Source organism: Shewanella sp. MF05913, from assembly GCF_059758095.1.
The window spans coordinates 15437-31124 of the sequence record NZ_JCAYNT010000029.1; the positions used below are offsets into that span (position 1 = coordinate 15437).

General features: G+C 38.2%; 13 protein-coding genes. 7 read left to right on the forward strand and 6 right to left on the reverse strand.

Annotated features, from left to right (window positions below; translation table 11 throughout):
• Positions 1 to 3: 3 nt before the first annotated feature.
• The 7 genes from AC19MV_RS21505 to AC19MV_RS21535 all read left to right on the forward strand — a co-directional run bounded on the left by AC19MV_RS21505 (position 4) and on the right by AC19MV_RS21535 (position 9030).
• Positions 4 to 540 carry a polysaccharide biosynthesis/export family protein gene (locus AC19MV_RS21505; RefSeq protein ID WP_498309891.1) on the forward strand — a complete coding sequence of 179 codons (537 nt, stop codon included), beginning with the start codon at positions 4 to 6 and terminating at the stop codon, positions 538 to 540.
• A complete protein-coding gene (locus AC19MV_RS21510; RefSeq protein WP_498309892.1) occupies positions 541 to 2793 on the forward strand; it encodes a GumC family protein in 2253 nt (750 codons plus the stop codon).
• Complete coding sequence (locus AC19MV_RS21515; protein ID WP_498309893.1) at positions 2790 to 3524, forward strand: tyrosine-protein phosphatase; 735 nt, start codon at positions 2790 to 2792, stop codon at positions 3522 to 3524. The genes AC19MV_RS21510 and AC19MV_RS21515 overlap by 4 nt, the downstream gene beginning before the upstream one ends.
• A 3-nt stretch (positions 3525 to 3527) precedes the next feature.
• Complete coding sequence (locus tag AC19MV_RS21520; protein ID WP_498309894.1) at positions 3528 to 4229, forward strand: hypothetical protein; 702 nt, start codon at positions 3528 to 3530, stop codon at positions 4227 to 4229.
• A complete protein-coding gene (locus AC19MV_RS21525; RefSeq protein WP_498309895.1) occupies positions 4229 to 5584 on the forward strand; it encodes an O-antigen ligase family protein in 1356 nt (451 codons plus the stop codon). The genes AC19MV_RS21520 and AC19MV_RS21525 overlap by 1 nt, the downstream gene beginning before the upstream one ends.
• A gap of 725 nt (positions 5585 to 6309) precedes the next feature.
• Positions 6310 to 7200, forward strand: coding sequence for a UTP--glucose-1-phosphate uridylyltransferase GalU (gene galU / locus AC19MV_RS21530; protein WP_498309896.1), 891 nt, complete (start codon positions 6310 to 6312; stop codon positions 7198 to 7200).
• Positions 7201 to 8406: 1206 nt separating this feature from the next.
• A complete protein-coding gene (locus AC19MV_RS21535; protein ID WP_498309897.1) occupies positions 8407 to 9030 on the forward strand; it encodes a LuxR C-terminal-related transcriptional regulator in 624 nt (207 codons plus the stop codon).
• Between the two features lie 42 nt (positions 9031 to 9072).
• Here the strand turns inward: AC19MV_RS21535 and AC19MV_RS21540 are convergent, their stop codons facing one another.
• The 6 genes from AC19MV_RS21540 to AC19MV_RS21565 all read right to left on the reverse strand — a co-directional run bounded on the left by AC19MV_RS21540 (position 9073) and on the right by AC19MV_RS21565 (position 15175).
• Entirely contained in the window at positions 9073 to 9990 is a 918-nt protein-coding gene (locus tag AC19MV_RS21540) for a hypothetical protein (RefSeq protein ID WP_498309898.1), read from the reverse strand.
• A complete protein-coding gene (locus AC19MV_RS21545; RefSeq protein WP_498309899.1) occupies positions 9980 to 12433 on the reverse strand; it encodes a fimbria/pilus outer membrane usher protein in 2454 nt (817 codons plus the stop codon). Before AC19MV_RS21545 ends, AC19MV_RS21540 begins: the two co-directional genes overlap by 11 nt.
• Positions 12433 to 13257 carry a fimbrial biogenesis chaperone gene (locus tag AC19MV_RS21550; protein ID WP_498309900.1) on the reverse strand — a complete coding sequence of 275 codons (825 nt, stop codon included), beginning with the start codon at positions 13255 to 13257 and terminating at the stop codon, positions 12433 to 12435. Before AC19MV_RS21550 ends, AC19MV_RS21545 begins: the two co-directional genes overlap by 1 nt.
• Positions 13258 to 13279: 22 nt before the next feature.
• Entirely contained in the window at positions 13280 to 14017 is a 738-nt protein-coding gene (locus tag AC19MV_RS21555) for a fimbrial biogenesis chaperone (protein WP_498309901.1), read from the reverse strand.
• Between the two features lie 60 nt (positions 14018 to 14077).
• The gene (locus AC19MV_RS21560; protein WP_498309902.1) at positions 14078 to 14572 is read right to left on the reverse strand and encodes a hypothetical protein; all 495 of its coding nucleotides are present in this window, start codon (positions 14570 to 14572) and stop codon (positions 14078 to 14080) included.
• A gap of 96 nt (positions 14573 to 14668) precedes the next feature.
• Positions 14669 to 15175, reverse strand: coding sequence for a hypothetical protein (locus tag AC19MV_RS21565; protein WP_498309903.1), 507 nt, complete (start codon positions 15173 to 15175; stop codon positions 14669 to 14671).
• Positions 15176 to 15688: the final 513 nt, after the last annotated feature.

Below are 15688 nucleotides of genomic sequence, written 5' to 3' on the forward strand. Positions count from 1 at the left end.
TCCATGAAGTATTTAGCAACATTTATTACAGTAGTATTTATGCTGTTATTGGCATTTATGCCAATAACAGCCAATGCTGAACCACAGAGTTATCGTTTAGGTGCAGGTGATACCATAGTGATTAAAGTCTATGGTGAAGAGGCATTAACCTTAGAAACTCAAGTTACCAATAGCGGTACCATTAATTATCCTTTTTTAGGTTCATTAACATTAATTGGCCTTACCATAAAACAAGTAGAGCAAATTGTGTATAAAGGCTTAAAGGGCGATTATTTTGTTGAGCCAAATGTATATGTTGGGATGGTTGAATATCGACCGTTTTATATCCATGGAGAGGTTAAGCAACCTGGTGGTTACCCTTATCAACCTGGCATGACTGTGAATCAAGCAATTGCTTTAGCCGGAGGGTTAACTGAACGCGCCTCACAAGATAAAATTGCCATTTCTCGTGAAGGCAGTAAAGTCGATTCTGAACGAGGCACGATAAATAGTGCTATTCAAGCTGGCGATACCATTACCATTGAACAGAGATTTTTTTAAATGATCTTCCAAGAAAGACGACAAAGTGCCTCTCCTAATCCTGTTTCTAATCCATCAGCATTACAAATGGAACAACTTATCGACATTAAGAAGTTGATACAGCCCATATTACGTTTTAAATGGCGTATTTTGACTTTTGCTTTATTAGTCACAGCACTAACAATATTTGTTGTGTTGAGTATGACACCAATTTTTAATGCTAAATCGACTTTACTTATTGAGTCTGAACAAGCTAAAGCGATTAAAATAGATGAAGTCTATGGTATTAATTCTGGGCAGCAAGAATACTATTTAACCCAGTTTGAAATCATTAAATCACGTTCTATCGCTGAGCGTGTGTTTAATGATTTGGAGTTGATTAACCATCCGGTATTTAATCAACCTCCGAGTTGGTTTAGCGAGTTAAAATCGCAATTAAACTTTATTCCACAGGAAATTGTAAGTGATAGTCAGGCTAGTCAAGCTATCGCTAAACATAGGTTGATAGATGCTTTTTCCGCAAATATTACAGTGTCACCTGTTCGTAAAACTCAACTAGTTAATATTAGTTATGAAAGTGCAGATCCAGTATTAGCAGCTCAAGTAGCCAATACTGTAGGTGACATTTATATTTTAAGCCAGTTAGAAGCTAAATTAGGTATGACCCAAAAAGCCAATACCTGGCTTGGTGGTCGTTTAGAAGATTTACGCTTAAAGCTAGATCAGTCTGAACATAAGCTCGAACAGTTTAAAGTTGAGAATGGCTTAATTGACGTGGAAGGCGTCACCGCGCTTGATGCTAAAGAACTTGAACGTTTAAGTGACGAAATTACCGTTGCGCGTTCACGAAAAGCACAAGCAGATAGCTTTATGGCGGTAGTGAAACGTTATGGCGCGACAGACATTAGCCGATTGGAAAGTTTACCCGAAGTGACAGCTCATATGTCAATTCAAAACGTGAAGCGCGAAGTGGTAATGGTTGAACGTAAAGTATCTGAATTGCAGCAGGTGTATGGCCCTAAACACCCTAAGATGATTGCTGCTCAAGCAGAACTTCAGACGGTGCAACAGAGTTTACGCAAACAAATCAGTCGTTTAGTTCAGGGTATTGAAGACGAAGCGCAAACCGCTGCACAAACGCTACAGGCTCTTGAAGCGCAATTTAGCCAATCAAAAGGTTCATTCCAAAATCTCAGTACTAAAGATACCGAGTTTCAGCGATTATTGCGTGAAGTTGATACCAACAGACAGTTATTTGACAGTTTTTTATCTCGCCAAAAAGAAACTGAAGTGACTGGTGATTTTGACTCTCCTGTGGCACGTTTTACCGACCGTGCAGTGGTGCCATTATTACCTGAAAAGCCTAAAAAGAAAGTCATTATTATTTTAGCCTTTATGGCCAGTTTAGGTTTTGCCATTGTGTTGGTATTAGTGCTTGATGCACTAAATGACACGGTAAAAACCAGTGATGATGTAGAAAAGGTTTTATCGCAGCGTGCACTTGGGTATATCCCTAAAGCTAAAAAAGGTACAAGTTACGATGATATTAACTTTTCTTTTTATGATTCTACTGTCCCATTGCATGCTGAAGCAGTAAGAACCATTCGAACTTCTATGTCGTTAATGGCGATGGGTAGTGAACTATCGACCATCGAAGTGACTTCATCAAACCCCAATGAAGGTAAGACCACCACATCGATGAACCTAGCCTTTGCCTATGCCACTATGGAGAAGGTGCTTATTATTGATGCTGATTTACGCAAATCGAGTTTAGGTCTGCGTTTTGGTCTACCGACTTACCAGCCTGGCCTTGCCAATGTGTTATCGGGTACTGAAAGTATTCAACATTGTATTGTTAAGGACGTGAAACCAAATGTTGATGTTATGCCAGCAGGTGCTGTGCCGTTAAACCCACAAGAGTTATTGGCCTCATCTCAGTTTGCTGAACTACTCACAGAGTTAAAAACACAATACAGTAAAATTATTATTGATACGCCGCCGGTGCATGCCGTGAGTGATGCATTAATTATTACTTCATTGTGTGATGCGACAGTATTGGTAGTAAAAGCTGGTCATACTCGCAGTGAAGCGATTAAGCTAACCTTAGCCAAGTTAAATCAAGCCCGTAGTAAGGTGTTTGGTGTGGTATTGAACCAATTTAACACTAAAGATGCTGCACGTTACCAAGATGATTATGGCTACTATCAAGCCTACGGTGCTGAGTATGCAAATAAACCTTCTACTAATAGTGGTAAGGAAAAGACTAATACATGATAGATCTTCACTGCCATATTTTGCCTAATATTGATGATGGCGCTAAGTCTATTGACGAGGCGATCAGTTTAGTTAAATTGGCAGCAGAGCAAGGGGTGTCGCGTATGGTCGCGACACCCCATATTCATTTAGGTATTTTTGATAATACTTTGCACACCATTAATACTGCTTTTGAGTTGTTAACGTCGAAATTAGCATTAACGGATATTAACATTGATATTCGTGCTGCTGCAGAGGTAAGAATTTCACCTGAAATTATGTTGTTTATTGAACAACAGCAATTGCCTTTTTTAGGCCGATATCAGCAAAAAAATGTATTATTACTTGAGTTACCCAGCAGCCATGTTCCGCCAGGCACAGATAAATTAATTAGCTGGTTGTTAACAAAAGACATATTACCCATGATTGCTCATCCCGAGCGAAATCGAGAGTTGCAAAGCCACCCTGATAGAATAAAGCCCTTTGTACAGGCCGGTTGTTTATTACAGCTGACGGCAGCATCATTATTAGGTGATATGGGGTTATTACCGAAACAAACCAGTGAGCATTTTTTAAAACAAAAACTGTACACCATTGTGGCCTCGGATTGTCATTCTATCAATCGTCGACCACCAAAACTGAAGTTAGCCTATGATGCAATTAGTGCTTTGGTTGATGAAGATTATGCCTACTTAATGACGACAGCTACCCCATATAATATTTCTAATTCACTATTTGAACAGTCGAGATAATTGATGAGTAAAGTGATTTGGTCAATGAGACGTGCAGGGTATTTACTGATCATAATAGTGTTAGTAGGTTTATTACCTATATTACTGCAAAAAGGCCTAGCTAATGCTTATCATTTCAAATCTCGATTTTATATTGACCAATGGCAGCAAAACGCAGCGCCCACAAAATTACAATATTCCAATGCTTTATTAGCTGCAGATTATGCTTATAGCATTGACAGTCAAAACCCACATTATTTATTAACGTTAGCGAAAGTAATGGAGTGGGGCGCTTTTGCTGATTTAGCTCAAACAAATATCCCTGCTTTTAATCGTTTGTATTTGGATGCAATTGAACAGCGTCAACATTGGCCAAATGCCTACAGCGATTACGCTTATAATCTAGCTTTTATTCAGCATGATGTAGATCAAGCCTGGCTGTATTTAGAGCAAGCATTAGTATATGGCCCTTATACCCCAGAAGTGTTGCATCAAGGGTTGGCAATAGGATTCTCTTCATGGGGATATTTGTCTGTTGAGCAGAAACAGCTGGTATTTGCTGTTGCCCGAAAATCTGTTGTGGCAAATTGGCGCATGCGCAATGACTTAAAGCAACTTGCAACGCAGTACCAATTAACTTCGGTGATTTGCACTTATTTGAAATATTCAACTCCAACCTTAAATGCCGTTGATGAGCAGTGGGTTAATAAGGATATGTGCCGGTAATGAACGCCCAACACTCTCAAACCATAAATATGCGCTTATTTGATAAAACCATGATATTGATTATCTGTGCATTGGTGATATGGATGCCAATACCATTGGGCAGCAATCGTATTTGGGCATTAGCGATATTAGAGTTTGCTATTGTCAGCTTAGCGATTGCGCATGTAGCATATTGTTTTAAACATAATAGCCTGTTGTTACATTATCGATGGCAAAAGCATTTACTCATTGCTCCAGGCTTATTATTAGTTTATCTGTGTTTACAGTTGTTAAATTGGTTCCCCAGTATCGATACAGTAGATGCTTACCAAACTGCACAACAACTGTTAAAAACCTTTTGCTTTATCTTGTTTATTTTCCTATTAAGCCAGTATTGCCAGCATCCACAAGCTTTACGATGGTTGTTAATCGCTATTATTCTGTCAGGTTGTTTGCAAGCATTTTACGGCACGCTTTTGAATTTACTACAGTTAGAATCATCACCTATTTTTGGCTATCACGATGGCGACAGAGCAAAAGGGTCATTCGTTTACCAAAACCACTTTGCTAATTATTTAGCGCTTTGTTTGAGTATTGCTTTTGGTTGGCTGTTATCAGAATTAAAAACCACAAAATATGAGTATGATTTAAGGCAACGATTGGTTGATCTGTTATCAACCTTATTTAGTCGGAAACTCATTTTGCGTTTAGCCATTGTTATTATGGTTATCGGCCTAATTTTAAGCCGTTCGCGAATGGGTAATGCTGGTTTCTTTACTGCACTCGGTGCTGTGTCGTTATTGTCGATGTTTATTTATCGTCGTCCACCGACATTATTTAAGCCTTTAGTGGTGAGTATTTTTATTTTGGACCTGTTGATAGTGGGCTCAATTTTCGGTGTTGATAAGTTGAAACAACGTTTAGACGATACCTCATTTGCATCTGAAACCCGCGATGAAGTGGTCATTGATAGCATTCCTATTATTCAGGATCATTTGTTTACAGGTACCGGTGGTGGCAGTTTCTATACGGTATTCCCACAGTATCAGCCTCAGTTTTATTCTGGTTTTTATGACCATGCCCATAATGATTATATTCAGTTTGCCGTTGAATACGGGTTGGTGGTGACTGGATTATTAGGTTTGTGGGTATTGTACTGTTTATGGTTAGCGTGCCGAACCATGTATTTACGTAATAACAAACTCTATAAAGGCATCGCCTTTGGCTGTGCGATGGCCATAGTGCACATGCTGATCCACTGCACGGTTGACTTTAACTTGCAATCACCTGCCAACACCATGTTATTTTTAACTATTTTAACCTTATGCTGGTTAGTTCGTTATTTACCATCAGACAACCACAAAATCGCAAGATAATCGGCAATAGGTTTAGTTCCACCCGCACTTCATCCCTGAGATCTGTTATCAGGATCCAGGTGTTTCGATTTAAGGTTCTAGGAGCTCGCAAGCTCGCCTGAGAGCGGACTTCGTCCTTCTAGGTTCTAGGTAAAGCTGTCGCTCCACCCGCACGTCATCCCTGAGATCTGTTATCAGGGATCCAGGTGTTTCTTTATCTCATTTGCTCGTCATCCTCGAGTATTTAATCGGGGATCCAGGTGTTTCTTCGATTTAAGGTTCTAGGAGCTCGCAAGCTCGCATGAGAGCGGACTTCGTCCTTCTAGGTTCTAGGCAAAGTTGTCGATCCACTATTGTTTCTTTATCTCATTTACTCGTCATCCCTGGGTGCTTGTATCAGGGATCCAGGTGTTTCTTTATCTAATTTGCTCGTCATCCTCGAGTGCTTTAATCGGGGATCCAGGTGTTTCTTAGATTTAAGGTTCTAGGTTCTAGGAGCTCGCAAGCTCGCCCAGCGCGGACTTCGTCCTTCTAGGTTCTGGTTCATCAGTACGTCATCCCTGAGTGCTTGTATCAGGGATCCAGGTGTTTCTTTGACCTTGTTTAACAGCATAAAAAGCTAACACCTAGATTCCGGCTCAAGAGCATTGCCGGAACGACGTAGTACAGGGTGGTTCTTGTCACTTATATTTTTTACCTTTTACCTTTTTATTTTTGATATTAGCTCACGCTAAATAAGGATATTTATGAAAGTTGTTATACCCGTTGCCGGTTTGGGCACTCGTATGTTGCCTGCAACTAAGGCTATCCCGAAAGAGATGCTGCCTTTGGTCGATAAACCACTCATTCAATACATTGTTGACGAGTGTGTGAGTGCTGGGATTAAAGAGATTGTTTTGGTGACCCATGCCAGTAAAAACGCGATTGAAAACCACTTTGATAAATCTTATGAGCTTGAATCAACGCTAGAGAAGCGTGTTAAGCGTCAGTTATTACATGAAGTACAAGCCATTTGTCCTAAAAATGTCACGATTATGCATGTGCGCCAGGGTGAAGCTAAAGGGCTAGGCCATGCGATTTTATGTGCCAAACCTTGTATCGGTGATAACCCATTTGCAGTGGTATTACCTGATGTGATTTTAGATTCATACTCTGCTGATCAGCGCACTGAAAACCTAGCATCAATGCTAATTCGTTTTCGCGAGTCTCAAGCAAGTCAAATTATGGTTGCGCCAGTGCCAGATGATCAGGTTCACAAGTATGGTATTGCTGACTGTGGTGGTGAAACGATTAACCCTGGTGACTCTACTAAGATTTTTAATATGGTTGAGAAACCTGAGACTGGTAAAGCGCCTTCGAATTTAGCCGTTGTAGGCCGTTATGTACTATCTTCAAAAATTTGGGACTTATTAGCGCGTACACTTCCTGGTGCTGGTGATGAAATTCAACTCACAGACGCTATTGATATGCTAATTGAGTCAGACACGGTAGAAGCATTTAACATGACCGGTAAGTCACACGACTGTGGTGACAAGTTGGGTTACATGAAAGCCTTTGTTGAATACGGTTTGCGCGATCCCAAGTTAGGCAGTGATTTTAAGAAAGAGTTAGCAGGCTTATTAGAAGAATACAGATAACCAAGTCTGTAATTCATTGAGTGATAAGCTTTGCTCCACCTGCACGTCATCCCTGAGTGCTTGTATCTGGGATCTAGGTGTTGCTTAGATTTAAGGTTCTAGGAGCTCGCAAGCTCGCCTGAGAGCGGACTTCGTCCTTCTAGGTTCTAGGCAAAGTTGTCGCTCCACCCGCTCGTCATCCCTGAGTGCTCGTATCAGGGATCCAGGTGTTGCTTTTGACCTTGTGTAAGTGCGTAAAAACCAACACCTGGATTCCGGCTCAACAGCGTTGCCGGAACGACGTAGTAGTGAGTGTCATCTGAATACTAATGAGAAATTACGGATTAGTGGGCGTCACGTGAATACGAATGAGTAAATGATGTCGTTTCGCTCGACCCGCACGTCATCCCTGAGTGCTTGTATCAGGGAGCCAGGTGTTGCTTGTGACCATGTGTGAAAGTGTAAAAGCTTAAAAATCAACACCTGGATTCCGGCTAAACAGCATTGCCGGAACGACGTAGTAGTGGGCGTCGTCTGAATATGAATGTGTAAATGATGTCGTTTTGCTCTATCTGCCCGTCATCCCTGAGATCTGTTATCAGGGATCCAGGTGTTGCTAGTCATTTCGTCATCCTTGAGTGTTTTTATCAGGGATCCAGGTGTTTCTGTTGAGCTTTCCGCTTGTGTAAGTGAGTAAGAGCCAACACCTGGATTCCGGCTCAAAAGCATTGACGGAACGACGACGTAGTGGGCGTCGTCTGAATATGAATGTGTAAATGATGTCGTTTTGCTCTATCTGCCCGTCATCCCTGAGATCTTGTATCAGGGATCCAGGTGTTTCTGTTGACCTTGCTTAAAAGCCTTAAAGCAACACCTGGATTCTGGCTTAACGGCTTTGCCGGAACGACGTAGTGATTGCTTGAAAAATGAAGTAGGGCGTTTCTGTGTTGAAGTGCTAGTTGGTATTGTTGAATAGCTTTAAACCTGTTATTAATGTTCTTTCCTGAATTCGTTTTAAAGGCTTTTGTTTCAGGAAACAACATTGTTGGTGTGGTGTGCTAATTTTTGAACACATGCTGCAATATGGATTAAGTTAGATTTATGCTTTATTGAAACTTATTTTATTGCGCTCTTATTCTGATGCACCATGATTTAGTTTGAGAAATGTTCTGTATTTGATTAAATGAATTACTCATAATAATAAAAAATGAGACATCGATTATGGTTATGGATACTTTAGTATTACTAGGAAAAAATAATATACAGAATCGTATATTTAGTAGTTATATAGAACAAACGTTAAGCCAGCGTGTAATCATTAGCAATGGCTCGGTATTGCAGAACCTCAATAATACTGATAACTACTTAATAATATTGGATATTTCAAGCGTTAGCGTTACTGAGGTTGAAGACTGGCAAAGAATATTACACTCTTTGCCAGGCGATACATCTATAATTCTACTCAATGTAGATGATATCCATGACAAGGACAATATTTTACTTTGGCCTAATTGTGTTGGGATTTTTGCAGCCGAAACGTCTTTAGATGAGTTCATCTTGGGGATGAAAAAAGTGCTTAAAGGTGAATATTGGCTCCCAAGAACGCTGATGGCTGAGTTGTTACAACATTACCGAGCCGATGTTAAACCTACTGATGATTCTAAGATGTTACTCACATCAAGAGAGCATGATGTATTAGCCTTGTTACCTACTTGCAAATCCAACATCGAAATAGCAGATGCGCTTTTTGTTAGTGAGCATACTATTAAGTCTCATCTGTATAAGATATTTAAAAAAATCAATGTTAAAAATAGGCTACAAGCGATGACCTGGATTAAAGAAAATCTTTAACCGGTCATTGGCGCCTCTATAACCTAGTATTATCCATCCTCATCACTCATTACTTATCCCATTGGGGGTAATGTAAATGTGCACCTCATCGGTATACTTCCCTCCAGGTTTCTTCTCTGTATTTCCCACGACTATTTTTAATGGCATTCTATCGCCATTTATCCCCGTTGAATGACCTGAGTAATATTGTGTTGAATGATTGTTTAGATCGATTTCATTGCTGTTAAGCGTTAACTGATATGCAATATCCCATTGGGGCGATTGATTGTTATGACGCAAGTGTCCTTTGTTGACCGAGTCGAATGACAATGAGTAGCCCGAGGTGCTTTTAACGAGTAAGTTGGGCGATAGATCAACGACTTTACCCGTTGTTAATTCTCCTAGATCAAGATGATAATTATTGTCTGCAAGACCATAAAAACTGATTTTTACGGCACTGTCTATATTGCTTGAGACAGCTTGTGTTATTTCATCTATGACATTGGTCGCTGATAAACTAGGTAATAATTTTGCTTCGAGTAAAGCATCATATTGGCCTTGAGGAGCAAATTGCTTGCCAGGGAAACGTAACTGAAATCTAAAAGTGTCCTTATTAGGCGTAACTTGTCCATACCAATTGTTATGTTGTACCCCGCTAATGGTAGATTGTGGGTATGGTTCAAAGACCAATGCCTGGTTATGTAATGAAACCATTTGACGTGTTGTGTCAAATGTCGATACCGCCACATAGAATGCACATTCTTGTGGATTCGATTCGAGACTAAACGTGGTCTTAACCTCATATTGCTGCGTCAATGCAAAAGCCTCAGTGGAGAAGACGTCATAGGCTCTAGCATTACTATTGATGAGATTGATTGATTGCAGTTTTGCTTCGCATGAGTACACCGTAGAGGTTAAAAATGACAACATCATTGCACCAACACCCAGTAAAACGCATTTATTTAGTTTTTTATTCAACATATATAGCCCCTAAGCGTAATAATGTATCGCTATCATCCTGGACGGTTATCGTAAATTTTCTTACTGTTTCAGTATTTAATTCAATTGTATAAGTGCCTGGTTTTATTCCTGATATGGCGAATCTACCCGTGCGATTAGTAAAGAATAGCAGAGGTTCAAATTGCTTCGCATCATTGAGCACCGCTTTACCAGAAATTAATGAGATAGGCTCTTTAGAGTGTTTATCGACCAGCGTGCCTATTACAGTAATGGACGCATTCGAACCTATTTGTAAATTGTAACCTTGGGCGTAGCCTGGTGAGAGCATGAAGACGCCGGCACCTAAATCATAGCCAATGGGAAGATTATCAACTTCGTAGTTTAATACTTGTTCGTTATAGGCTGCCAAATCTGGAATGAGCATTGGACCAAGATTGTCACTATAAACTCTGGCACTAGAAATAGTCGGTGATATTTCAGCATAGTTATCATTAATACTGGCATGCTGTTTAATAATAGCGAAGCTTTCTCTAATGGGTCTTCCTATTGCAAAACTATTACCAGAAAAAGCAATACCTGATGATGCCCTTATCTGACTATAATGATTATTAGTGTCATTTGAAAAATCTGTATACCTAGTTGTATGTTGAGCATTTAATACAAAGCGATTGGCGTCGTAATCTATACCAGCATCAATATCCATATCTGAATCTTCTGCATGGCTTGCGCCTGCAAACATAGATATTCCCCCGCTGTTGCCTATATTTTTTCTATAATTGTATTCAGAGCTTATTGCTTTTTTATCGCTTTGGTAACTTGATATCACTCTAGAGTCTAAGCCAAGTGGCCAACTTAACGTGAATAGACCTGATAAGTCTGATTTATTATTCAAAAATTGTTTATGTCCTAATCTAAAACTCCAATTAGCCTTGGTGTCGAAAAGTTGGCCTGATACAGAAGGACTGACGATCCAATAACGCTTATCGTAATCATAACTATGTACATAACTTGTACTTAGTGATGCTCTGAAGTTGGAATCAAAGTTATAACTTAATCGTGTAGAGATAAAATGTTGATTGACATTAATTGGTTCATTCATAGTAATGAGTGTGTCATTTCTTGCGCCAATAAAAAACCGAGAATAATAATCGTAATAAACATTGAATTCCAATGGGCTATTTTTTTCAACTAATCCCATTAAGTCGTAGCCAAGACTAAAAGCGGTTCCTTTACCTAGGATATTGCTATTACTGTAGTTGGATTTAACATCAAATAACCCTATGCCAGTGGCAAATAAGTTTCGTAAACCAACTTGATAACTTGATTGACTAAACTGAAAGTTAACACCTAGAGTATAAGAAGTATTTATGCCGTACTCAAATTTTGCGTTGACAACATATTCATCAAAATCATATTCAGGCTCATTATCTGTTACATTACTTTTAAATCCACCATTAATATTATACTCAAATTCATTTTCTTTTAGTAAATCCATACCTGTGGCTATTGAAAAATTTACTCGTTCTTCTTGTCCATTAGAATCGGTAATAATTAGCTCAAGATCACTTAGACCGTCAGACAAAGGGATATCTTGTAAATCATATGATCCAGCGCCTAGTGTGAGTCTTTGGACCACAACGCCATCAACCATGACATCTACCGTTGAAGACCGCTGTAATGTAAATTGTCTTGAAGCCGTAGGCCTTACATTTTTAGTTGGGATAACGGCGAAATCTCTGCTAATTTGTAATCCTAAAATATCTCCACCATCTTGAAAGGTCGCGCCATTATAATAATAGTCACCTAAGGTAATACGTGTTCCTTGCTCTGGCAGATCGATGTTAACTCGTGAACCCTGGCGAGCATAAAAATTTGCTTGATTTTGATTGTCGCTATAGATGGATTCATATTCGAAAACAATATTGTTATAATTAAGTGCTGAATTTAACGTATAGTTTTTATCATAAAAAATATCATTTTGTGGTGAATTGCTCTCACTTCTTGATACTGCCCCTGATAAATTCATGTATCCATTAACTTTATTTGGCTCTATATAAGTTCGATTGTTTTTTTCTCTATCAAAATCAATTGTGCCCATTTTTAAGCTGTTTTTATCTGGTGTGAGTACCAGTTCTAGGCTCGCCATGTCGAATGTTAATGTGACACCGAGTTGAGCAAAATCAGTGTCACTTATGAATCCGTCTTTTTTTAGTGCCGTTAATCTGGCTAAAATATCATCACTTAACGTGTTTTTTAACAACTCTATCGTGGGTTCTGCTGACATCTTAATTGTCTGTTCTTTAGTGATTGTTATTTCTACATCACCGATAATGCTATCGTTGAGCCTTAACAAACTCATAATAGTAAAATCTCTACCATAGGGATTTATTAATTCTTCGCATTGCACGGTATTGCCGATAACCATGGATATAATGAAAAAAAAGAAAACCAGCTTTTCTTTCATTACTTTTTCTCGGCGTTAATAATGAATGAGTCTCCCTCATGCCAATCACTGCCCATTGGTATAGTGATTTTTCGTATTGAGTGTGGTGGGAGAAAGGTGTCGCTCATACTGCTGTATGTTGAATCAGGTAGTTTAGAAAGAATATTCTTAGACTCGTTTATTTTTACTATTTGATTTGGCTTTAAATAATGATAGCTATTGCCATTGTTTTTAACATCAACGCTTATTGTATTCTGTTGCTGATTTTTTGTTAGTGTGTCGGGTAAAATGGATAAGTTTGCTTTTAATTCAACAGAGCTGACGTGCACCACAGCATTAAAATGCACAAAAATTTTAACGCCGCTTTCATCAGAGAACGATTCTAATGGTTGCGTAATGTGTGGCTGGCTGAAACGAATAAAATAACTTTTAGATAATGAAATTTTTTTATCACCATTCCATTGCACTCTGATTGCTTTGGCTTCTCCGGCCTCTAGCATCAATGCTGGTGGAAAAACCAATAAGTCCCTATCATTTTCTATAGGCGTTAAGCTAAAAAGTGGTTTACTATTTTTGGGGTTAAATATAAGTTCATTAATACTTATTTCTACAGGGACACGAGTGTTCGATGTGTTTCTGACTAATATCTGTTGATAGCTCGGTTTGGCGTCTGTTTTTAATTCAACGGTTAACGGTGATATTTCTAATGCAGATGCAATAAAGCTGACGGAAAAAACACAAAAAGTGACTATTATCGTGACTATAATAGTCACTGATTTAGCAACTGAAAAAGCAGCTAATGTATTGACTTTATTTATGCCGCCTTCAATGCTTATGTTGTCCATAACCTTTCCAAATTAATCGTATTTATCTTTTATTCCATTGTATTTCTACTTTGGTTTTGCTCATATCCAGTCCCTCAATTTGTTTTATCTTAAATACCCTGGATGCATTGGGTAAGATTAGTTTTCCATCAACAAATTGACTAATATTTTTACGATTTAGTCTAGTCGAGTTTACCCCATCTGATAGGAGCCATTCTGTTTCTGTGACTTTAGCAAATCGGTTACCACTGTTGATGACTTCTAATGTCCATTCATCACCCTGTTTTTGCAATGTTGTTGTTTGTAATTTAGCCTGAGCATTTAAGGGGACAACATTGAGTAATGTGTTGAAGTTAAACGCGAGTGAGACTTCAGAATTACTTTGGTCTGCTAACTCTACTGATACTTGATTGACTTCAATCGAATAAATTTGAGACTGGGTAAGCTGTGGCTCACCTAAATAGCGAACCATAATAGTTTGCGTTTTACCTGGTTGTATAACAGCGGTCATGGGAATGACTAATAAGTCATCATCAGCAGGAGTGAGTGTATTATTACCAAATTTATCTTGTGATACCTTTTTTGGTAAAAACTCTAAGGTAAGAGGAAATGAATCTGTGTTTTCAACTCTCAATGCATATTGTGAGTTCTTTCCTGTAGGCTCAATTTCTGCAGACATTGGCTCAACCTGGTAAGCCTGAATTGTAAAACTTAAAAATAATATACCTAAAGCAACCAATTGTCTTATTTTGATTATGATGTTTAACATTAACTTATCCATAAGTCCGATTTTCCTTAGATAAAATGCGAGGGGGAGAGTGCCCTCGCATTTTATTTCAAATTATAGTGCAGAAATTTGAATAGTTAGTTTGTCATAATATCCACCAGCCCAGGCACCTGACTGTGTTGCTGTACTTGTTGTTACATTTAATGTTGCTGTTGTGCCATTAAGTAAAGCAGTGCCTGAATAATCTTGTGATACTCTAGCATCGTTATTACCATTTTGGTGATTGTTTGATAAATCGAGCACAAGTGGTGCCAGACCTCCAGGGGTTAAGGTTGCTATATACGGAATGACTAAATCTTCTGAGTCAATACCTTGTAAACCACCTTCGCTACTGATCATTGTAACTGTTGCACCATCGAAGTCATTACAGCTAAGATTAATACCGCTAATATTTCCACTAGCGCCCCCTGCTAATGAATTGATTGCTGTTGTCGAAGAGCTTATAGAGCAAACAGTTGCGACATTACCGCTAAGGTCGATATCCACAGCGCTAGCTGAACCAACAAATAGTGTTGCGATAGACATTGCTGCTAAAGTAAATTTTTTCATGATAAAACTCCATTTTATTCTAGATTATTACTGCATAATGACACCGGTTCATTGTTATTAATTAACGGTGGTTTTCTTCTTGTAAAACAAGAATTCTTAATTTTCGTTATTCACGAAATTTGGATATACATCGATATGTAATGTATCTCTGTATTCTCCTGAATATGTAAAAGTATCTTTTAAGCTTAAGGTTAATGTTCCTACTGTATTAAAAGGAATGTTGTTACTTGTATTGAATCTTTGCTCTGTAATCATTTCTGATGCATTTTTGTTAATTACAAAGTTGAGTGATTGGAATGCTATTTCAATACTGTAATCGACTAATATGCTACTATCTCGATGCTCTTTTAACTTTAACCCACCAGAGTCTGACCTAATTGCTAAAGACATCTTTTGGTTACAATCGACTTGTAAATTTGCTGAATGTGTTTTTACATGACTAAAGTCAAATGATGTCGCTGCTAGGGCTTCTATAATACATTTGTCTTTTATTTCCCCAGTTAAATAAAGTGTCAGCGAGTCGTTTGCTTGAACGCTTAATATCAGGCCGAGTGTTATATATATAAATGTTGAGGACAATTTGAGCTTAAAAAATTGCCACATTCTATCCTCCATGACTCAAGTGTTATTTTAGTTTTGTTTTTTTGTGACTTATCACTGAGTTTTAACTGTGAATAACTTTCGACAGGGAAGAGATTAATTTAAAATTTTTATTAAAAAGGTTGATTTCAGGTATGAATTTTAAAGCTGGCTGGTTTGATAAAGGATTTTCCCCTAAAATTGTTGTGAATATAGCTTGGTTTGATAGTGCATTATTAATGATAGGAAGTCGTAGGCTTTTTTATAATGTGGTTAAGTTATGTTAAAAGTGATTTAGATTTAGTGATATTGATGTAAACGTCTTGTAATCAATGCTTTAGTGTTTTAGGTTTGTCTTTTTTGTAAATAATTAGCCTATTCGTATATTTTTTTTCTCATCACGATTGTTGAGTGAAGTATGGCGTAATCTATATTTTTTCAATAAAGTATGATCATACTTTGCGGTTTTTGTATGAATTATAGTAATACTTATTAGTGATTTTAGTATGGTTAAAACTGTTCTCAACAGCCGTTTTT